This is a genomic window from Ruminococcus sp. OA3 (assembly GCF_022440845.1).
Lineage (GTDB): Bacteria > Bacillota > Clostridia > Lachnospirales > Lachnospiraceae > Ruminococcus_G.
In genome coordinates this window covers 592,944-614,246 of the sequence record NZ_JAKNTO010000001.1, presented here as the reverse complement: position 1 = coordinate 614,246, position 21,303 = coordinate 592,944, and the positions used below count along the sequence as shown (strand labels likewise).

The window sequence follows — 21,303 nt, the reverse complement described above, 5'->3', positions numbered from 1 at the left end:
AGATGAGAGCAGCAGTTTTTTATGGTAACAAAGAAATACGCGTGGAGGATCGGTCGGTACGCCCGATTAAACCGGATGAGATACTGATCGATGTGAAGGCCGCGGGTATCTGTGGAACCGATATTCATTTGTACAATGGATTCGGGGGAGCCACTGACTGTGAGCCGCCGATTGTTCTGGGCCATGAATTAGCAGGAGTAGTTGTCCGGACAGGCAGCGCAGTGAAGAATTTCAAGGCGGGTGACCGGGTATGCGTAGACCCAAACGTAATGTGCGGCGGTTGTGAAATGTGTCGAAAAGGGGATGTTCAGTTCTGCGACAGCATGTACGCGACAGGGGTAAACTTTGATGGCGGTTTTGAGGAACAGTGTATTGTGTTGGAGAAACAGGCGTTTTTGCTGGCTGACAGTGTTTCCTTTGAAGCGGGTGCGATGTGCGAGCCTCTCGCCTGTGCGCTTCACGGCTTCGATATATCAAATGTAAAGCTGGGCAGCCAGGTACTCATCATCGGAGGCGGTACGATCGGAATGATCATGCTGCAGCTGTGTAAAAACGCAGGGGCAGCAAAAATCGCCGTATCAGAACCGGATGTAGTAAAACATAATCTGGCACTGGAACTGGGGGCTGACTGTGTCATCGATCCGGTCCATCAGGATGTGGAACGGGAATTAAAGGACGCAGGTGTCACTCATCTGGATGTGGTGATTGAATGCGTAGGAAGACCTGCTACCATGGAAGATGCAGTGCGGTATGCGGGAAGAGGTGCCACAGTTATGCTATTTGGTCTGGGAACGTCTGAAGATGTGATGAAACTGGCACCTTTTGAACTGTTTCGAAAGGAGCTGACGATCAGGACTTCTTATGTCAATCCGCTGACTCAGGGACGTTCTGTTGCATTGCTGAATGCAGGCATGATCAATCTGGACAAACTTGTGGCGGAGATCATCCCGCTGGAGAAGCTGGGAACAGCCCTGCAGGCGCCCAGTCAGGCAGGAAAAGTAATTGTAAGGCCGTAATACTGGTTACGCATCATGTGTCTCTCTCTGAATAATATAAAATCTTTTATAAAACGATTGATAAAATGAAATAAAAATGTTATAATTCAATAAACAAATGAATTGGAGGGACATTGCATGACACCACGTGAACGAGTATTGGCTACCATAAACCATAAGACCCCTGACAGGATCGTAACGGAACTGGGTTCAACGAACTGTACATCCATTGCGCGGAAAACGTATGATAAAGTCAAAAAAATACTGGGGGTTCATACGGAAGACAGATTAATGATGGAAGATTTTCAGATTAGTTTGGTAGATGAACCTGTTCTTGAATTTCTTGAGACGGATACAAGAGGAGTGCCCGCGCATCCATGTTTTCCAAAACAGGTGATAAACAAAAGAGAGTTTATTGATCATTTCGGAATACATTTTAAAATGCCCGATAATGAATTGTATTACGATATGGTATATCATCCGCTGCAGGATATGACTGAGCTGGCAGAGATTAAAGAGTATGAATGGCCTGACCCGGTGGTCCCGGCTGCAGTCAAAGGCTGCAGGGAGCGGGCACGGAAGTTAAAAGAAGAAAACCGTTATGCTATTGTGGGTGACATTGTGGATTCCGGCATTTTTGAACCGGCACATTATATTCGCGGATTTCAAAACTTTCTGACAGATCTGCTTGCAGATGAGGATATTATACACTATCTGATGGAACACATGCTTCGGTTTCAATGTGCGAGACAGGAACAGTATTTACAGGAAGTGGGTGAATATCTGGATATTATTTTTGTCGGAGATGACCTGGCAGCGGCAAGGTCTCCGCTTATGTCTCCGGCCGTGTATCGGGAAATGATCAAACCATATCAGAAGAGGTATTTTGATTTTATCAAGAGCCGTACGAACGCAAAACTGATGTATCATTCCTGCGGCAGCGTTGTTCCGCTGATTCCGGATCTGATTGAAATAGGGGTGGACATACTAAATCCTGTTCAGGTAAATGCAGCAGGTATGGATCCGAGACAGCTTAAGAAGGAATATGGTGACCAACTCTGTTTCTGTGGAGCGGTTGACACAAGCCAGGTTATGCCAAATGGTACGATCGATGATGTACGCGATGAGGTGGCAAGAAGAATCGATGAGCTGGGGCCGGAAGGCTATATCTTAACTGCAGTCCATGATATACAGGCTGATGTTCCGGCTCAGAATGTACTGGCAATGTATAAAGCAGCTAAAGAGAAGCAGATATAACATCGTAACAGAAATCAGCAAAAGAGCTGGTTTTAGTTAAGGGAGAATTAGAAGGATTCTTCCTCAAAATATAATGTATGGAGGGAAATACATGAAAAACAAAAGAATCAAAAAACTAATGGCTCTGGTAATCGCTTCCACGATCGGATTGGCAGCATTGGCGGGGTGCGGATCATCCGCAGACAGCAAGCCCGAAGAAGAAAAATCAACGTCTTCTGAAGAAAAGGCACCATCTTCGGATGTAAAAGTAAAAATCGGTGTCTCCATGAGTACAACACAGAATCTTTTCTATTCAAAGATGGCCCAGATCATCGAGGATTACTGTGATGAAAAAGGTGTAGAGTGTATGGTGACCGACGAAAATAACGACGTCAACAAGCAGATTTCTTCTTTTGAAAACTTTATTTCATCCGGATGTACAGCTATTATGGCGGTCGCTTTTGACCCCGACGGCATCTCGGATATGGCAAAGAAAGCCACAGAAAAAGGAATCTATGTCATGACTTATGATGGCATTGTTGACGGTGCAGAAGGGTCACTGAACCTGGATAATTATGTATATGGATATCAAACAGGAAAGATGGCTGCGGACTGGATCAATTCAAACCCGGATTTAAAAGCACAGGAAGTGATAGAGGTTGGTGTGTTTGATTATCCGGATATCCCGCTCATTATCGACAGAGCAAAAGGTATCGTTGATGCACTCACTGAACTTGCACCTAATGCTAAAGTAGTTGCACAGCAGAAAGCCGGCGTGGGCGATGAAGGCAATATTCAGGCGGAAAACTTCCTCGCTGCACATCCGGATATCCAGGTTATCTGCGGTATCAATGATACAGGTGTTCTCGGGGCTTATGAAGTATTTAAGGCACAGGGAAAGGAGGGCGATAATTACGGATTCTTTGGCGCAGACGGCGACCCGCAGGCACTGCAGCTGATCAGCGATGGTACCATGTACAGGGGAACCGTAATGTCAGGAGCTTATGATGCTCTGCCCGGGGCAATTGATATCCTGATAGCTGCCAGCCAGGGTGAAGAAGTGGATGGAACGATTATTTATGAAACAACACCGGTAACGATTGACAATGTAGGTGATTATCTGGACGAAGAATAATTAACCCCACCCGCTGAATAAAACATGTGATTAATAGTGGTAAAGGGGTGTCTTTGGAGGAAACCGTAAAAGATGCCCCTTTTGTAAAAGCTGCATTATTAATGTGAAGAGAGAGTGATAATATGGAAAAAGAACTTGTATTATCTGTACATAATATAAAGAAACGGTATGGCGGCATTCAGGCGCTTGATAATGTGTCGATAGATTTTGAGAGGGGAGAGACCCACGCATTGATGGGAGAGAATGGTGCAGGCAAATCTACATTGATCAAGATGATATCTGGTGCAGAGGTGCCGGATTCAGGTGAACTTGTCTTCTGGGGGAAGAGCTATGCGAGGATGACACCTCAGCTTTCCAGGAGTGTGGGTGTGTCTACCATATATCAGGAGTTTAACCTGTTTCCATCGCTGACTGTTGCGGAGAATATTTATATGGGTGATGAACTTCAGTCAGATCAGAAAAGCAGATTTTATGATAAGAAGAAATATATAGCAAAAGCAAAAAAAGTTTTGGACAGCATGAAAGTAAATATCAGTCCGACAGACATCATCGGAAATATGACGACCGCTCAGATGCAGCTGGTAGAAATTGCAAAGGCGGTTGCAAAAGATGCAAAGATACTCATTATGGATGAACCTACAGCTCCGTTATCTACCAATGAGACAGAAGATCTTTTTGAACTGATCGGGAGACTGAAGGAACAGGGAGTTACGATTATTTACATATCGCATCGGCTGGAAGAGATATACAGGATCGCAGACCGCCTGACGGTTATGCGGGATGGAAAATACATATTAACATCTGCGACACAGGACATTACACGGCAGGAATTAATCTATCAGATGGCAAACCGCAAGGTGGAAGAGATCGAGTTTCATCCTACCTGGGAAAAAGGCGATGTTGTACTGGAAGCCAGGAATATCGGAGGAAACGGGCTTAAAGATATTTCGTTTACCCTGCGTGCAGGTGAAATACTGGGGCTTGGCGGCCTGCTGGGATCCGGAAGGACTGAATTGGCACGGCTTTTGTTTGGTGCGGAGAGAATCGACAGTGGGGAGTTAATCCTGAACGGGGAGAAGATCACGGTCAAATCACCAAAACAGGCATTGGAGAAAGGAATTGCCTATGTACCGGAGGACAGAAAGAACCATGGGGCAATTCTGTCTTTGCCGATCAGCTGGAATATAACCATGCCCATTTTAAAGAGGATCTCTAAAAATATTTTTATACAAAAAGACAGGGAAAAAGAAATCGTTGAAAAACAGAGAGTGGCTTTCCGTATCAAGGTGGGAAGTGTCAAAGACAATGTCTCAAGCCTTAGCGGCGGCAATCAGCAGAAGGTAGTTTTAGCAAAATGGATTGCCAGCAATCCCAGGGTCCTGATACTGGATGAGCCGACCAGAGGCGTAGATGTAGGAGCCAAGCAGGAGATTTATAATCTGATCGCGGAATTTGCAAAACAGGGAATGGCAATATTGCTGATCTCCTCAGATATGGTTGAATTGCTGAATATTTCTGACAGACTCGTTGTTCTAAACGAAAAAAGAATCGCGGGTCTCCTTGAGAAAAATGAGTTCTCACAGGATCACGTTTTGGCAATGGCATCAGGAATATGATAGGAGGTAACTTAACTATGAAACATAAATTATCCAGTGGCTTTAAACAGTACATGATTTTTCTTATTTTTATTGCATTAATTATTGTTTTCTCAATTATTTCTCCTGCTTTTTTTGCAGTGGGAAATGCGATGAACATTATCCGCCAGATTTCCATGATGGGGATTGTTACCGTCGGTTTTACCTTCGTCCTGATCGGCGGGGGGCTTGACCTGTCAGTCGGATCACAGATAGCGATCATGAATATTATTATTTGTTATCTGATCCTCAATGCGGGAGTAAATCCGATCCTTGCGCTGATTATCGGTATTGCGTTTACTACTCTGATCGGAACTTTTAACGGTTTTGTGATCAGCAGAACAGGGATACCGCCCCTCATTGCCACACTGGCAATGCAGACGGCTCTTCGCGGAGCAGCTTTTGTTATTTCCAACGGATATCCGATGTATGGTATCCCGGACTATTTAAAAACAATAGGACAGGGAAATCTGTTTGGGTTCTTTCCGATTCCCGGCCTGATCATGATCGCGGTTATTGTGTTTGGCATTGTGTTATTGAACAAGACTTATATCGGACGGCATTTCTATGCACTCGGAAGTAACGAAGAAGCTTTAAGGCTGACGGGAGTCAATACTCATTTTACGCGTATCTTAACGTATGCATTGCTTGGATTTCTGACAGGTATAGCAGGAATCGTTATGCTCTGCCGGACTGGTTCAGGACAGCCTAACATTGCAAACAGTTTTGAGATGGATGTTCTTACAGCGGCTGTATTGGGCGGAGTCAGTGTAAATGGGGGAAAAGGAAGTATTGCGGGAGCAATTATAGGTGCTGCCATCATAGGTGTCTTAAATAATGGGATGTCAATTATGGGTGCAAATGATTACTGGCAGCAGATTATCAAAGGCATCGTACTCCTGGCGGTTGTAGTCTTTGACAGCTTTGGGCGGTCAGGCAAAAAGGCACCAAAGGCGGCGTAATGAACCGTACAGCAGAGGTTCTCAGGGAGGATTTACAAAATGGCGCTTTTCCAGGGGAATATATTTCCGAAAACATTAGGGTTTGAGACACAGGTCTATGTCAGCCTGCCATATGATGGTCACCGTTACCAGAAGGATGGTCCTTCGAGAACATTGATATTACTACATGGCATTTCAGATAATGCGTCCGGCTGGATCAGGCACGGACTGGCAGACGAACTGGCAGCACAATATAATATTGCAGTCATTGTACCGGAGGGGCACAAAAGTTTTTGGCTGGATATGAAACATGGAGGACATTACACAGAATACCTGACCGGTGAACTTCCGGAGCTGATGGAAAAAATGTTTCATATACCCGCCGACTCTGACCATCTGATGATCGCAGGGCTGTCAATGGGCGGTTTCGGCGCTCTTCATGCGGCTTTGTCCGAGCCCGGTGTGTTTGCAGCGGTTGGCTCTTTCAGCGGGGTTACAGATATCAGTGCTTTTTTCCATCAGGCAGAAATTTTGGGCAAAACCAGTGACTGTGGCGCAAACTTTATAAATGAAATTGTAGCTGTGGTGGGTGAGGGAGGAATACCCCGGGAAAAAGATCAGCTTTGCTATCTGGCTAAAAATCTTAGCACAGCTGAGGCTCCGGATATTTATCTGGCATGTGGGACAGAAGATCTCCTGGTGTATCGACAGAATACAGCGTTTTATGATTTGCTGTGCAAGTGTCATCTGGATGTGGTATATGAGACATGGGAAGGCATTCATGACTGGGTCTTCTGGCGCAGTGCATTAAACAGGTTTTTAGAGCACGTTGCAGGCAAACCGGAAGATGACGATGTATTTGGCGGAATCATCCCGTATAAAAAGTAGTTTGATTGACGGAAAACCGTGTTTGTGCTAAGCTAAAATTAAAAATTTTTGATACTGAGGTCAAATGGTTGTGTGTGCCATGCCTGTATGGCAATACATGATTTTGGACCCGAAAAACACGAAGTGCAGAGCAATTCGTGGTATCAGGAGATAAATCAGGGGATAAAACAGGGAATAAAACATGGCAAAACAATTTCGTGAGGATACTACCAAGGCTATAAAAAGTACCATTATTGAATATATATCAGACAGAGGAGAAGTTACCCGAAATGATATTATTCAGGAATGCGGTTTCAGTCTGCCAACCGTACTGCAAAAAATCAAAGAATTAAAAGAAAGTGGTTTGATTGCCGAAATCGGGCAGTCAGAGTCGAGCGGAGGGCGTAAAGCGAAGATTATTTCCATCGTAAGGGATTCCAGGCTGGCGATTGGTCTTAACATAACGAATCATCATCTGGAAATGGTTCTGGTAGGATTAGATGGAGTTCTTCTTAACAAAGAGCGTATAAGGTTTAACTTTGAGCCGACGTATACATATTATAGACTGTTTGGCAAGAAGGTCGAAGAGTTTGTTTCAAGGAATGTAATCGACAGGGAAAAAATACTTGGAATCGGGATTTCTCTGCCAGGGGTGTTGGATAACGGCAATCGGATCATTCGAAAATCCCATGCGTTCCAACTGGAAAATTACAGTCTGATGGACCTGGAAAATGCACTGCCTTATCCGGTAATCTTTGAAAACGATGGAAATGCAGCGGCCTTATCTGAAAAACGTTTTAGAACCGGTACAGCCTTTTATTTATCATTGAATGCTACTGTCGGAGGTGCTTTCAGTGTAAATGGCAAACCATACGGCGGTATCAATAACAAGAGTTCAGAGATTGGTCATATGATTTTTATTCCGGATGGCAAGACCTGCTATTGTGGAAAAAAAGGGTGTGTTGACAGCTACTGCTCTGCCAAGGTATTGGGAGATGGAAACCTTCAGGAATTCTTTTCGCTGCTTGAGAGCGGGAATGAAGAGAATCAACGGATATGGGATCATTACCTGAAAAATCTTTCCATTGTCATCTCTAATATACGAATGCTGAATGACTGCGAAATCATTGTGGGCGGTCATGTAGGAGGATATATGGAAAAATACCTTTCCAGTCTGCGGCAGCTTACGATGCAGTATGATTATTTAGATCAGGATGCCCTGTTTATCCACTGCGGCAAGTATCGCTGGGAGGCATCGGCTTACGGTGTGGCATTTAAACTGATTCACCAGTTTTTCTCAACTGTCGTGTAGCTGTATGTGAGCGCTCTCTGTTCCTGGAAGGGAATGGGGGACAGAAGGCTGAAAGAAAACTTTCACCTATCCCTGATCAGAGCCGCAGCAAGTGCGGCATGGGAGGTTAATATGAATACTATCATTCAGCAGGTAATGACTGCTCCAAAGACAATAGAATACAAAAGAGTGCCGGTTCCTGAACCCGGAGAGGATCAGATTCTGGTAAAAGTTATGAAGCTGGGTGTATGCGGGAGTGACATTCATGTTTATCATGGCACCCACCCTTTCACCAGCTATCCTGTGACCCAGGGACATGAAATGTCTGCGAAGGTTGTAAAATGTGGTTCGGGGGTTACTGGTTTTACGGAAGGACAGAAGGTGACAATTGAACCTCAGGTATACTGCGGGAAGTGCTACCCCTGTCTGCACGGAAAGTATAATTTATGTGAAGACCTGAAGGTCATGGGTTTTCAGACGACAGGTGTGGCAAGTGAATATTTTGCCGTGGATGCATCAAAGGTAACACCGCTTCCGGATCATATGACTTTTAATGAAGGCGCCATGATTGAACCGCTGGCTGTAACGGTACATGCGGCAAAACGGTTTGGCGATTTAAATGGTAAAGACGTGGCGATCTTAGGTGCGGGGACAATAGGAAATCTTTTAGCACAGACGGTGAAGGCACTTGGTGCATCCAGGGTGCTGATCACGGATGTTTCAGATCATCGTCTCGAACTGGCGAAAATGGCCGGCGCCACGTTTGCCGTAAATACACAGCACAAAGACTTTGGAGAAGCCATGTCGGAATGCTTTGGGCCTGATAAGGCAGATGTGATCTATGACTGCGCAGGAAATGACATTACCATGGGACAGGCCATCAAGTACGCCAGAAAAGGAAGTGTGATTATCCTGGTGGCTGTATTTGGGAAGATGGCAAATGTGGATCTGGCGGTACTGAACGATCATGAACTGGATTTAAATACAACGATGATGTACAGGCATGATGATTATGCAGATGCGATTCGTCTGGTTAGCGAGGGGAAGATCAAACTGAAGCTATTGATGAGTCAGCATTTTCCGTTTGACCGGTATCTGGATGCTTATGAGTATATAGACAGAAATCGTGAGACATCAATGAAGGTCCTTATTGATATCGATCCATCCGAGGAGTAACAAATTAGAAGAATATGTATTGAAGGTAAGGCCCCCCAGAGACCAGGTTAAGAATGTCTCTGGCGGGTCTTTTTTTAACGGTGTAAAGTAGTTTTGTGGATAATAGACAAAGGAAGGGCGGAAAAAAATAGCAATTCGCTGGAAATTTGTTCACAAGCACGAAAACGCTGATTTTTATTGACATGTTTTTGTAAAATGATTATAATAAAACCAACTTGAAACGGGTTTCAAAAAAAGAAATGAGGTGAAACAATGATAAGTATCAGAGATGTTGCTAAGATGGCGGGGGTTTCTCCTTCAACAGTATCAAGAGTAATGAATGGGACGGCTAATGTTGACGACGAGAAGAAGCAGAGAGTTTTGAAGGTGATAAAAGAAACCGGTTTCAGACCGAACGAGACAGCAAGGACCTTATACAAAAAATCAGCCAGAATTATCGGTGTAATACTCCCGAACATCCAGAATCCATTTTTTAATGAGATGGCACGTGCCATTGAGGAGGAAAGCTATCACAGAGGGTACCGCCTGATGCTCTGTAATTCTAATAATGACCTGGAAAAAGAGAAAACAAATATCGATCTGCTGAGCAGAATGAATGCGGATGGGATCATACTGCTGACGAATCAGGACGGCATCAAGGAAAGCGTGGAACAGTGCCGGGTTCCTGTTGTCATACTCGACCGTGAGGTAAAGGCGAAGAACCAGATCGCGTATATCCAGTCAGATCATTACCAGGGCGGACGTCTCGCCATGGAGCATCTGGTGAAATGTGGCTGCCGTCATATCGTCAATATGAGAGGCGATCAGGCGCTGTCCAGTGCAAGGAAACGTTTTGAAGGCTACCTGGCCATGTGCAGCAGGTATGATGTTGTTCCACGTTTTGTGGACTGTAAGTACAGTTTCCAGGAGGGTATTAATATGACTGAGGAGCTGCTAAAGAGATATCCCGAAGTGGACGGTATTATTGCCGGAAATGATATGGTCGCAATTTCCGTCTACAAGGTTTTGAGAAAAAAGGGTTATCGGGTGCCGGATGATATACAGATTATCGGATACGATAATATTAACCTGAGCGAGCTTATGACGCCGGAGCTTACGACAATCGCGCAGCCGATCTCCAGGATGGGTGAAACTTCGGCGAGGGTATTGATTGATCATATTGAAGGAAAAAAGACGGATATCAGATACCATTTTGAAGTGGAATTGATTGAGCGGGAAACAACGTTGAGAAAGAGAGAAGAAATATGAAAAAAATAGGAGTAGTAGGAAGCATCAACATGGATATGACAGTCAAAGCTGAGAGAATTCCTTTGAAAGGTGAGACACTGAAAGGGGAAGATCTGCAGTACATCCCGGGAGGAAAGGGTGCGAATCAGGCGGTAGCCATGGCCAGATTAGGTGCAGATGTTGAAATGTTCGGTTGTGTGGGCGACGATGCTGCAGGGGAAAACCTTGTCAAAAATCTTGAAAATATGGGCGTCAACACACAGCATATTAAAACCGTGAAAGGGATTCCCACAGGACTTGCGGTCATTACGGTTGGTGAGAATGACAATACGATTATTGTTGTAGCGGGAACAAATGACTGTGTGGACATTGACTATATAAATGAGATAAAAGACTCTCTTCTGGAATGTGAGATTGTACTTCTTCAGCACGAGATACCACAGAATACGGTCGAGTATGTTGCTGAACTTTGTGCGGCAAACAAAGTAAAGGTTGTACTGAACCCGGCACCTGCCAGACCTGTACGGCAGGATATTCTGGAAAAGGTGACTTATCTTACACCTAACGAACATGAGGCTGTGATCCTGTTTGGGGAGGACCGCTCATTTGAGGAGCTTTTAAAGACCTATCCGGAGAAGCTTGTGATCACACAGGGATCCCGCGGAGTGGGAGCCTGTCTGAAAAGCGGGGAGACGATCCTGGTGCCTGCGAGAAAATCAAAAGTTGTAGATACCACAGGGGCGGGAGACACACTGAACGGAGCTTTTACCGTTGCCATAACAGAGGGCAGGAATATGGAAGAGTCATTGCGGTTTGCAAATGCTGCTGCCGGCCTTTCCACTGAAAAATTCGGCGCACAGGGAGGAATGCCGACGTACGAAGAAGTCATCAGAGAATTGGGAGAATAGAGAATGAAGAAAAATGGAATTTTAAACAGTGATATCTCAAGGGTCCTTTCTTACATGGGACACACGGATACCCTGGCAGTGGGAGACTGCGGACTTCCGATACCGGATGAGACAGAAAGGATAGACCTGGCTGTGAAGTTCGGTGTACCGGGGTTCCTGGAAGTATTAAATGAAGTAACGGGTGACATGAAAATTGAAAAAATAATTCTGGCGGAAGAAATAAAAGAACACAGCCCGAACATGTGGAAGGATATACTGAACCTGGTAAAAAGCATGGGAAATTCATGTGAGATAGAGTATGTCAGCCATCAGGAGCTGAAGGAACAGACAAAAATGTGCAGGGCAGTCATCCGCACAGGTGAGACCACGGCTTATGCCAACATCATCCTGCAGTCCGGCTGTTTGTTCTGAGAAAAGAAAGGGAGGCGTAGGACATGCAGATTGAGATGAAAGGAATAGATAAATCTTTCGGAAGCAATCAGGTTCTGAAAGATGCCGGTTTTATTCTGGGCGATGGTGAAGTTCATGCACTGATGGGCGAGAACGGTGCCGGAAAATCAACGCTTATGAAGATCCTAACAGGTGTCTATACAAAGGATGCAGGTACTGTACTGGTAGATGGCAGGGAAGTACATTACAAAAGCCCTCAGGAAGCTGAGAAGGCAGGCATCGTATTTATCCATCAGGAATTAAATGTATTGTTTGACCTGACGGTGGAAGAAAATCTTTTTATGGGAAAAGAGATAAAGACGAGATTCGGACTCTGCGATCAGAAGGCAATGCGCAAAAAAGCAGCCGAGGCCCTGGACCGGCTCGGAGTTCATATATCGCCGTCGGAGGTGATGTCCAATCTGTCCGTGGGGCAACAGCAGATGATAGAAATCTGTAAGGCGCTTATGGTAGACGCCAAAGTCATCATCATGGATGAACCGACAGCGGCGCTTACTCAGAGCGAGACACTGGTGCTGTTTGAAGTGATTCATTCCCTGCGCGAATCGGGAGTATCTATCGTGTATATTTCGCACCGAATGGAGGAAATCTTTGAGCTGTGTGACAGGATCAGTGTGCTGAGAGACGGGACGTACGTGGGGACCAAAAATATACCCGAGACAAATATGAATGAGATCGTAAAAATGATGATCGGACGTGAGATTGGTGAACGGTATCCTGCCAGGCACAGTAAAATTGGTAAGACCGTGCTGAAAGTAAAGGGCCTGACGAAACAGGGAGTATTTCAGGATGTAAATTTTGAAGTGCGTTCAGGTGAGGTCCTGGGGGTATCCGGATTGATGGGTGCCGGAAGGACAGAGATCATGCAGGCTATCTTTGGGAACCTTTCCTATGAACATGGAACCGTTGAGATCCAGGGAAGGGAAGTGCATATTAAATCTCCGATTCAGGCAATGAAGTGCGGAATCGGGTTTATCACAGAGGACAGGAAGGTAGAAGGCCTGATGCTGGAAGAGAGCATACAGAAAAATATAGCGCTTGCCAATCTGTCCAGTGTTTCAAATCACAGGGTAATGCATAAAAAGAAAGAACAGGATCTGGTTGCCAAAGGTATCCGGGAACTTCACATTAAGTGCTTCGGGCCGGACCATGAGTGCAACAACCTGAGTGGAGGAAATCAGCAGAAAGTAGTATTTGCCAAGTGGATCTATACGAATCCCGGCATACTGATTCTGGATGAACCCACCAGAGGCGTGGATATCGGCGCTAAGAAAGAAATCTATACAATTATCAATGAGCTTGCCGCAAAAGGCGTAGCGATTATTATGGTATCCTCTGAGCTTCCGGAGGTTCTCGGAATGAGCGACCGGATCATGGTCGTGAGGGAGGGGGAGGTTCGCGGAATCATCAGCAGGAAAGAGGCGAGCCAGGAGAATATTATGACGTTGGCGACGGGAGGTACAATATCATGAAGTCCAATCAAAAAGGTATTTTTAATCATGCACAGGATCTGGGTGCATTGATCGCACTGATTATCCTGGTTATAGGAATCAGCGTAGTCAGCCCCGAATTCCGCACATGGAGCAACTTTTTGTCACTGCTGAGACAGTCGTCCATAAACGGACTGATCGCCTTCGGTATGACATGTGTGATCCTCACGGATGCAATCGATCTGTCCGTGGGATCTGTACTGGCGCTTAGCACCGCACTCTGTGCGGGAATGATCGCAGCAGGTGTGCCTGCCGGAGCGGCCATGATCGGAGCGCTGGTCATCGGTACAGGGCTCGGTATCGTAAGCGGGATTCTGGTGACAAAAGGAAGACTGCAGCCGTTTATCGCGACGTTGATCACAATGACAGTCTATCGGGGACTGACTATGATCTTCACAAACGGAAAACCAATCTCAAACCTCGGAGACAGCTTTGTGCTGAAACTGATCGGAAAAGGAAATTTTTACCGCATACCAATACCTGTGATACTGCTGGTACTTATTTTTATTGCATTTTTCTTCCTGCTGAATAAAACCACCTTCGGGCGCGCCGTGTATGCTACGGGTAGCAACTGGAAGTGTGCGAAGCTGGCAGGTATCAATATTCACAGGACCAAGATCATCGCATATGCGATCTCCGGCTTCATGGCGGCGCTGTCAGGACTGATCCTTCTGTCAAGACTGGGGTCTGCACAGCCGACACTGGGTGACGGTTATGAGCTGGATGCCATCGCTGCGGTAGCGCTCGGCGGAACAAGTATGAGCGGCGGACGCGGAAAAATCTACGGTACCTTTATCGGTGTACTGATCATCGCGGTGCTGAACAATGGTCTGAACATTCTGGGGGTATCTTCTTACTATCAGGATGTCATCAAAGGCCTGGTCATCCTGGTTGCGGTATTGTCTGACCGAAAACGTTGAGAAGAAAAAGGAGAAGAGTCATGAAAATAAAGAAAATAGCAGGGCTTGTCGCAGGAGTCTGCATGCTGCTCGGAGTGGCGGGCTGTAATGCCATCACAATTGACGGAGAGGGCGACGCGGCGCAGAGTGGCGGCGGAAGCGGTGCAGTTGGATTTTCGGTATCAACACTTAACAATCCGTTTTTTGTTTCACTGGCAGACGGCGCAAAGGCGAAAGCGGAGGATGCAGGTGTGAAACTGGTCGTGGTAGATGCGAGTGATGATGCGGCAAAACAGACGAGCGATATCGAAGATCTGATTTCCAGAAACGTTAGTGTACTGATCGTGAATCCGGTAGACTCCGACGCGGTGGCTCCGGCGGTACAGAATGCCGTATCAAAAGGTATCAAAGTCATCTCTGTGGACCGCGTGGTGAACGGAGTGGAGGTGGACTGCCAGATTGCTTCCGACAACGTGGCCGGTGCGAGGATGGCGACAGAATATCTGATCGAGCAGATAGGAGAAGGTTCTAAGGCTGCAGAGATCGAGGGTGTTCCGGGTGCATCCGCAACGATCGACAGAGGTGCGGGTTTCCATGAGGCGGCGGATACGGCACTTGAAGTTGTCACGAGCCAGTCGGCAAACTTTAACCGCGCTGAGGGTCTGACAGTTATGGAGAACATCCTCCAGTCTGATTCTGCCATCAGGGGTGTATTCGCACACAATGACGAGATGGCACTTGGTGCAGTGGAGGCGATCGCAGCGTCCGGAAAAGATATCAGGGTGGTCGGATTTGACGCCACAGATGATGCGGTAGCGGCTGTGAAAGCAGGGAAAATGGCTGCGACTGTGGCACAGAAGCCGGAACTGATGGGTGAGACGGCTGTTGAGACGGCGATGAAGCTCATTGCGGGGGATGAAGTTGAGAAGTCACTCCCGGTAGAAGTTGAACTGATAACGAAATAAATCTTTAATAGGGCAGACACGCAGCGCTGTTTCAAACAAGATGTTTTTGCAGCGCTGCGCGTCTGAAATTGCTGTTTTTATTCCGGAATATACTCGTTTAACAAATCATCACAGTTGTCTGCGGTCATATGGAATAACTCAATGTTTGTTCTATCTTCAATGTCTTCGCCAAGATAAACTTTCTGAGCGATTTCACCGCATAGAGTTCCAATCATCGGCCAGTAACAAAAAACGCCATAGCTTTCGTTTCCGGATTTGATCTGATTGGCATCATCACGGCTGCCTACGACACCACAGGTAATGATATCTGTCATTCCTGCTGCTTTCAGAGCTTCACATACTCCAAGGATAGAGAAATTGTCCGGAGCAACAATACAGTCGATATCATCACCGTATTTCTGAATCCAGTCTTCAGTAACCCGCATGGATTCCTCTGTTGAAAAGTCTCCGCTTTGGCTGGACAGCAGATTCAGGTCCCCGCGCTCTGCGATGGCATCCATAAAGCCCTGTTTACGCATAACGGCAGCTTCACGTCCCGGCGTTCCTTCTACATAGCATATATTTGCGTTTTCAGGCAGGTTTTCAACACACCATTCTCCCTGGAATTTACCAAGTTCCGTCTCATCAAATCCGACAAATTTCCAGTCACCGCCGGAAGCCTCTGTACCGACCATAAATACGGGAATCCCCTCTTTGTTACATGCCTCAACGGAAGTGGTGTTGCCTTCTGTATCAACTCCGATGATAAACATCATATCAAGACCCTTGGTCAAAAGTGTTTCCACGTTGGTGGTCTGTTTTTCGATGTTGAGAGCGGAATCCGCTGTTAAAGCTTCCACCTTATCAGCTCCGACTGCTTTGGCGAACTCGTCACTTTCCACGTATGCCTTGAAGTTCATCATTGCGGGATAACAGTTCGTGTCGCCATTATCGATGTTTACGAAACCAACGCGGAATACGTTATCAGAAGACGTTTCTTCTCCGGCATTGTCAGATCCGGTATCTGCAGCCGCATCTTCCCCGGCAGCTGCCTGATCTTGGGTTTTCTTATCAGAATCACCGCAGCCGGCAAGACATCCGGTCATCATTAATGCTGCCATTGCAAACGCCAGTACTTTTGTTACCATTTTTTTTCTCATTGTAACTACCCCTTTTTCCTTTTATAAAGTGTGCCGGCAAATCTCTTTGATAGATTTATTCTAGCATCTATTAATGTAGACAGCATTTGCTTATCTTGTCTAAAAATAGTATAATCTTAACTTTTAGAATGAAAATTTTGTAAAAAATTAACAGTATCCGTATAACTTATCTAAGTTAACAGATACTGTTGATTTTCTTCTTTATGGAAATGCCCGCCGGGTTAAGCCGCCTCAGTATTTTCGGACGCTGACAGGACTGTCAATTCTTTTAATTCTCTGCGCATAAAGTATATGACCAGTACGGCGGCCATAAAATCTGCGATCGGTGCCGAGAACATCACCCCGTCGATACCCATGACCATTGGCAGGATCACGATCAGCGGCAGCAAAAAGATAATCTGCCGCGTCAGTGACAGAAAGATACCCTTTCCCGCCTTTCCGATCGATGTAAAGAAATTGGCGGAAACCGGCTGCAGGCCGTTGATAAATGTAAAGAACAGAAAAATTCGGAAGTATTCTTCAGCAAAATGAAAATATTCTTCCGTACCGGAACCAAACAGGCCGATGATCTGCCGCGGAAACAACTGAAAACATAAGAAAGCGATACAGGAGGCGATCGTCGCAGCGGCAGCAGCCTTCATGTAGGCTTCCCGGACACGGCGGTATTTTTTGCGCCGTAATTGAAACTGACAATGGGCTGCAGCCCCTGAGAAATGCCAATGCATAATGAGAAAAAAATCATGTTGACTTTGGTAATGATCCCGGCGCAGGCAAGAGGAATTTCACTGCCGTAGTTTGACTGGGCACCGTAATGCCGCAGAATATTGTTCATCGCAATCTGTACAACCATCATGGCGACCTGGTTAAAACAGGGTGCCATGCCAAGTGTCACGATGTCCCGGCAATGTTTAAGAGATGGGAGCAGTGACTTCAGCGTGAGCTGTACCGTCTTAAAACGGGTCAGATAGACAATGACCATAATTCCGGAGATGATCTGACCGATGATCGTTGCAAGGGCGGCACCAGCCATCCCCATGTTAAATCCGAAGATAAACAATGGATCCAGAACCGTATTGATGACAGCACCAGTCAGGGTGCAGACCATGGAAAATCTGGGGCTTCCATCTGCACGTATCAGATTGGATCCTCCCGTCGTCAGAATCAGGAACGGAAAACCCAGAGAAGTAATGCTGGTATAAGTGACAGAGTAATCCATGATATCTGATGTCGCACCGAACAGAAACATTAATGGCTGTAAGAAAATACGGACTACAATGCAGAGCAGAAGTCCTAAAGAAAACAGCATACAGACCGAATTACCGGCATAACGCCGGGCTTCATCCGGTTCATTACGACCAAGTGATAAGTTGAAGTTTGCTGCTCCGCCGATACCGCACATTAAAGACAGGGCAGTACAGACGATAGTCAGTGGAAAGGCTATATTGGTGGCAGCGTTCCCCAGCGTTCCCACACTGTGGCCGATGAAAAGCTGGTCGACAATATTGTACAGTGCACTGACGAGCATGGCGATGATACTGGGAACGGCAAAACGGGTAAGCAGTTTGTTGATCGGTTCCACGCCGAGCGGATTGGAGCCAGTCCGGGTTGTTGGCATTGATTTAACACCTCTTCCTTCGTAATAGTTGTATTAACAGTGTACTACCTTTTAGGCATGGGAGTCAATGTGTGAAAAAGGTATCACCTCACAAAAGTGTGATTCCGGCAAAGGTAATCCGCAAGATTATGCCGGAAGAATAAACGGACCAAAAGACAAAATATTTAATGAAAGACTGCGAATGAATCAATGGTTTCCGGACGATCTGAAGGTTACAATGATACTGATAAAAATCAGAAGAGACATTGGGAGGAATGACCATGATTTATTACGTATCTGCTGATGCATCCGGTAACGGCTGCGGAACAAAGCAAAAGCCTTTTCAGAAGATCGGCGAGGCTGCGGCGATCGCCTGTGCAGGTGATGAGATTATCGTTGCCCCTGGTATTTACCGGGAGGCAGTAAATCCTGCAAATGGGGGTACAGATGAACAGCACCGCATTGTATATAGATCACAGCAGCCTCTGGGGGCCGTGATCACGGGGGCTGAACGTGTTGACAACTGGGTGCCACATGAGGGAAATGTGTGGAAAGCGCGGATCTCGAACGGCATCTTTGGAGGATATAATCCATACACGACACGGATATCCGGTGACTGGTATTATGCACTGGAACCGGTCCACACAGGAGAGGTCTATCTGAATGGAAAATCCATGTATGAAGTTATGAAGATCGAAGGGGTGCTTAACCCTGTCGTATATGAGTCTTCATGGGATCCGGCGTTCACCGTTTATACCTGGTATACTGAGCAGGATGGTGATTATACGGTAATCTATGCGAATTTCCAGGGGGTGGATCCAAATTTGGAAAATGTTGAGATCAACGTGCGCCGCAATTGTTTTTATCCGGACAGGACAGGAGTAAACTATATCACGTTATCCGGGTTTGCCGTAAAACAGGCGGCGACAACATGGGCACCTCCGACAGCCTGGCAGGAAGGGATGGTCGGACCCCACTGGTCCAAAGGATGGATTATTGAGGACTGTGAAATATCACATTCCCGGTGTTCCGGTATTTCTCTTGGCAAATATCTGCAGCCGGAAAATGACAATAAGTGGTCCAGATTCTGCCTGAAAGACGGGGCGCAGACGGAGCGCGAGATCATCTGTCAGGCGCAGGCGGAAGGCTGGTCAAAGGAAACAGTCGGGTCACATATTATCCGGCGCTGTGATATCCACGACTGCGGCCAGACAGGGATTGTGGGGCATCTGGGCGGTGTATTCTCTATTATAGAAGATAATCATATCCACCATATTAATAACAAGCAGGACCTGGCGGGCGCAGAGATCGGAGGCATCAAAATGCATGCGGCGATCGACGTGATCTTCCGGAGAAATCATATCCACCATTGTACCCGCGGGATCTGGCTGGACTGGCAGGTGCAGGGTACCCGGGTGACACAAAATCTGTTTCATGATAATGTCCCGCCCAGGGGGACCAGGATTGCCGATGGCCTTGCGCTTGCGGAGGATCTGTTTGTGGAAGTGTCTCACGGCCCCACGCTGATCGATCATAATCTGCTGCTATCTGACTGCTCATGCCGCATCAGTGCACAGGGAATAGCACTGGTACATAATCTGATCGGCGGATCTTTTACCTGGGTTGGGGAAGGGACGGATAATGGAAGCCGGACGCTTCCGTCTCCTCGTTATACGCCGTATCATATGCCGCACCGCACGGAGGTGGCCGGCTTTATGACGATACTCCACGGAGATGTGAGAATTTATAATAATATATTTGTACAACAGGGTATCCGTGAAGACCTGGCTGCATTTGCCGAAGAAAGACATGACAGCGGGATCACGAAATGTCATTTTATCTGCGGGACAAAGCCGTATGACGGGTATCCGACGGGGGAGGAATACTTCAGCAGATTTACTCCTGAGACGACCTGCGACGGTAATAATAAAGATTTATATTATCAGCATCTCCCGGTTTACACAGGCGGAAATGTTTACTTCAACGGTGCACAGCCCTGTGACACGGAGGAAAACTACCATACAGACACAGAGCACAGCATTGAGATGGCATTGACTGAGAACAACGGAAACTATACGCTTGAGACAAACCTCTATGACTATCTGCCTCAGCTGGAGATACCGTTTATCAGTACGGAAACGCTGGGTGAGGCATTCGAGCCGGAACAGAAATTTGAGAATCCGGATGGGACGCCCATCATTTTCCGGCAGGATTACTTTGGGAAGTTCCGGGGCGTCACGCCAATTCCAGGTCCCTTCTCAGACGGCAGTGACATCAAAAAACTTTATGTTAACGTGAATTCAGCCGCTTTCTGAGCTGGTGAGGAGTGATTCCGTACTTATGGCGGAATGCGGCGATATAAGAGGAGGCATCCGCAAATCCAACGTAAGAAGCGATCTCGTCCATTGAACAGGTCGTACTGGTCAGGTATTTGCGGGAGGCGTGCAGCCGGGTATTCTTGATATACTGATATGGAGAATACCCGGTTTCTTTTTTGAACAGCGTACAAAACCGGGAAACACTTAAGCCTGTTCTTTTTGCGAGTTTCTCGAGTGAAAGTACTTTGTGATAGTTCCGGTTGATATACAGTGCGAGCTCTCCCATGTTATCCGCATTGCCGCTTGTGGAGTTTACCAGCATCAGACCGAGCAGCTCATACAGTTTAGCAGACATGATGATCTCCGGGTTTTGTTTGTTGAATTCGAAAGTGCTTAACATATCCTGAAGCTTCCAGAGGAATACCGGATTGTTTTTCAGGTTGAATACATGCTGATTGCGGTTCGCCATGATCATATGTTCAAAAAAAGGATGAAAATTCTTTCCGTTAAAATGAATCCAGTAAGATTCGAGTGAACCGAGGGCCCCATAGATATGGGGCTTTTGTGTTTCAATCAGAAAAGCCTCACCGGGTTCCACTTCATATGTCTGCTTATCCGTAGACACTACTGCCTTTCCGCTCTGCACGTACATGAGCAGATAGTGGCAGTAATTTGTCCGTATTACCGAATAATCCTGTGAACAGTACGCATGTCCAATATATTCAATGTACAAAAACAGTTCCCGGGCAGTGTTGGTGGGATTGTATGAATATTCAAGCGACGTCGGCATAACACCGGGCACATTTCTGATGTTTCGAATCATGGGCAATTCTCCTTTTGGTTAAAATCACAATAGTATGGGTGCACCCTTACAGTTGAGTATATTCTAAGAATAGTAAGAATTCAATATTTTTCTGAAAGTATTTCTGATGTATTTCTATCAGTAAAAGGCTACAATGTGAACAAAGAAAAGAAGTGAAAAAAATTGAGGGGGGATTAGAAAAAAATAAGAAAAGCATGTTTTGGAAAGTAAAGGAA

17 protein-coding genes and 1 pseudogene are annotated in these 21,303 nt (G+C 46.2%); 15 read left to right on the top strand and 3 right to left on the bottom strand.

The genetic code is table 11. The features are described 5' to 3' along the window. Positions 1-2 precede the first annotated feature (2 nt). From MCG98_RS02890 to MCG98_RS02825, 14 genes are all read left to right on the top strand, one after another. Positions 3-1,016 carry a zinc-dependent alcohol dehydrogenase family protein gene (locus tag MCG98_RS02890; protein WP_240300350.1) on the top strand — a complete coding sequence of 338 codons (1,014 nt, stop codon included), beginning with the start codon at positions 3-5 and terminating at the stop codon, positions 1,014-1,016. Positions 1,017-1,133: 117 nt separating this feature from the next. Next, on the top strand, positions 1,134-2,252 hold the full coding sequence (locus MCG98_RS02885; RefSeq protein WP_240300349.1) for a uroporphyrinogen decarboxylase family protein: 1,119 nt from the start codon (positions 1,134-1,136) through the stop codon (positions 2,250-2,252). A gap of 91 nt (positions 2,253-2,343) precedes the next feature. Continuing rightward, the gene (locus MCG98_RS02880; protein WP_240300348.1) at positions 2,344-3,366 is read left to right on the top strand and encodes a sugar ABC transporter substrate-binding protein; all 1,023 of its coding nucleotides are present in this window, start codon (positions 2,344-2,346) and stop codon (positions 3,364-3,366) included. 122 nt (positions 3,367-3,488) lie between these two features. Next, on the top strand, positions 3,489-4,982 hold the full coding sequence (locus MCG98_RS02875; protein ID WP_240300347.1) for a sugar ABC transporter ATP-binding protein: 1,494 nt from the start codon (positions 3,489-3,491) through the stop codon (positions 4,980-4,982). 17 nt (positions 4,983-4,999) lie between these two features. Next, complete coding sequence (locus tag MCG98_RS02870; RefSeq protein ID WP_240300346.1) at positions 5,000-5,962, top strand: ABC transporter permease; 963 nt, start codon at positions 5,000-5,002, stop codon at positions 5,960-5,962. 39 nt (positions 5,963-6,001) lie between these two features. Beyond that, positions 6,002-6,829 (top strand): alpha/beta hydrolase-fold protein, encoded by an 828-nt coding sequence (locus MCG98_RS02865; protein WP_240300345.1) that lies wholly within the window; start codon positions 6,002-6,004, stop codon positions 6,827-6,829. 181 nt (positions 6,830-7,010) lie between these two features. Next, positions 7,011-8,120 carry an ROK family transcriptional regulator gene (locus MCG98_RS02860; RefSeq protein WP_240300344.1) on the top strand — a complete coding sequence of 370 codons (1,110 nt, stop codon included), beginning with the start codon at positions 7,011-7,013 and terminating at the stop codon, positions 8,118-8,120. 120 nt (positions 8,121-8,240) lie between these two features. Beyond that, positions 8,241-9,275 carry an alcohol dehydrogenase catalytic domain-containing protein gene (locus tag MCG98_RS02855; RefSeq protein WP_240303370.1) on the top strand — a complete coding sequence of 345 codons (1,035 nt, stop codon included), beginning with the start codon at positions 8,241-8,243 and terminating at the stop codon, positions 9,273-9,275. Positions 9,276-9,527: 252 nt separating this feature from the next. Then, positions 9,528-10,523 (top strand): LacI family DNA-binding transcriptional regulator, encoded by a 996-nt coding sequence (locus MCG98_RS02850; RefSeq protein WP_240300343.1) that lies wholly within the window; start codon positions 9,528-9,530, stop codon positions 10,521-10,523. After that, the gene (rbsK, locus tag MCG98_RS02845; protein WP_240300342.1) at positions 10,520-11,410 is read left to right on the top strand and encodes a ribokinase; all 891 of its coding nucleotides are present in this window, start codon (positions 10,520-10,522) and stop codon (positions 11,408-11,410) included. Before MCG98_RS02850 ends, rbsK begins: the two co-directional genes overlap by 4 nt. 3 nt (positions 11,411-11,413) lie before the next feature. Then, positions 11,414-11,821: a D-ribose pyranase gene (gene rbsD, locus MCG98_RS02840; RefSeq protein ID WP_240300341.1), complete on the top strand. Its 408-nt coding sequence runs from the start codon at positions 11,414-11,416 to the stop codon at positions 11,819-11,821. 23 nt (positions 11,822-11,844) lie between these two features. Beyond that, a complete protein-coding gene (locus MCG98_RS02835; RefSeq protein WP_240300340.1) occupies positions 11,845-13,332 on the top strand; it encodes a sugar ABC transporter ATP-binding protein in 1,488 nt (495 codons plus the stop codon). Next, entirely contained in the window at positions 13,329-14,270 is a 942-nt protein-coding gene (gene rbsC / locus MCG98_RS02830; RefSeq protein WP_240300339.1) for a ribose ABC transporter permease, read from the top strand. The genes MCG98_RS02835 and rbsC overlap by 4 nt, the downstream gene beginning before the upstream one ends. Before the next feature lie 20 nt (positions 14,271-14,290). Beyond that, positions 14,291-15,214: a substrate-binding domain-containing protein gene (locus MCG98_RS02825; protein ID WP_240300338.1), complete on the top strand. Its 924-nt coding sequence runs from the start codon at positions 14,291-14,293 to the stop codon at positions 15,212-15,214. A 77-nt stretch (positions 15,215-15,291) separates the two neighbouring features. On the opposite strand, the gene MCG98_RS02820 is transcribed toward MCG98_RS02825, so the two are convergent. Next, positions 15,292-16,353: a sugar ABC transporter substrate-binding protein gene (locus tag MCG98_RS02820; RefSeq protein WP_240300337.1), complete on the bottom strand. Its 1,062-nt coding sequence runs from the start codon at positions 16,351-16,353 to the stop codon at positions 15,292-15,294. Positions 16,354-16,574: 221 nt separating this feature from the next. After that, positions 16,575-17,878: pseudogene (locus tag MCG98_RS02815) on the bottom strand (MATE family efflux transporter). 350 nt (positions 17,879-18,228) lie between these two features. On the opposite strand from MCG98_RS02815, the gene MCG98_RS02810 reads away from it, so the two are divergent. Further along, a complete protein-coding gene (locus MCG98_RS02810; protein WP_240288962.1) occupies positions 18,229-20,262 on the top strand; it encodes a right-handed parallel beta-helix repeat-containing protein in 2,034 nt (677 codons plus the stop codon). Here the strand turns inward: MCG98_RS02810 and MCG98_RS02805 are convergent. After that, positions 20,237-21,088, bottom strand: a complete 852-nt coding sequence (locus tag MCG98_RS02805; RefSeq protein WP_240288961.1) for an AraC family transcriptional regulator — start codon at positions 21,086-21,088, stop codon at positions 20,237-20,239. The two genes, MCG98_RS02810 and MCG98_RS02805, sit on opposite strands and share 26 nt — an antisense overlap. Positions 21,089-21,303: the final 215 nt, after the last annotated feature.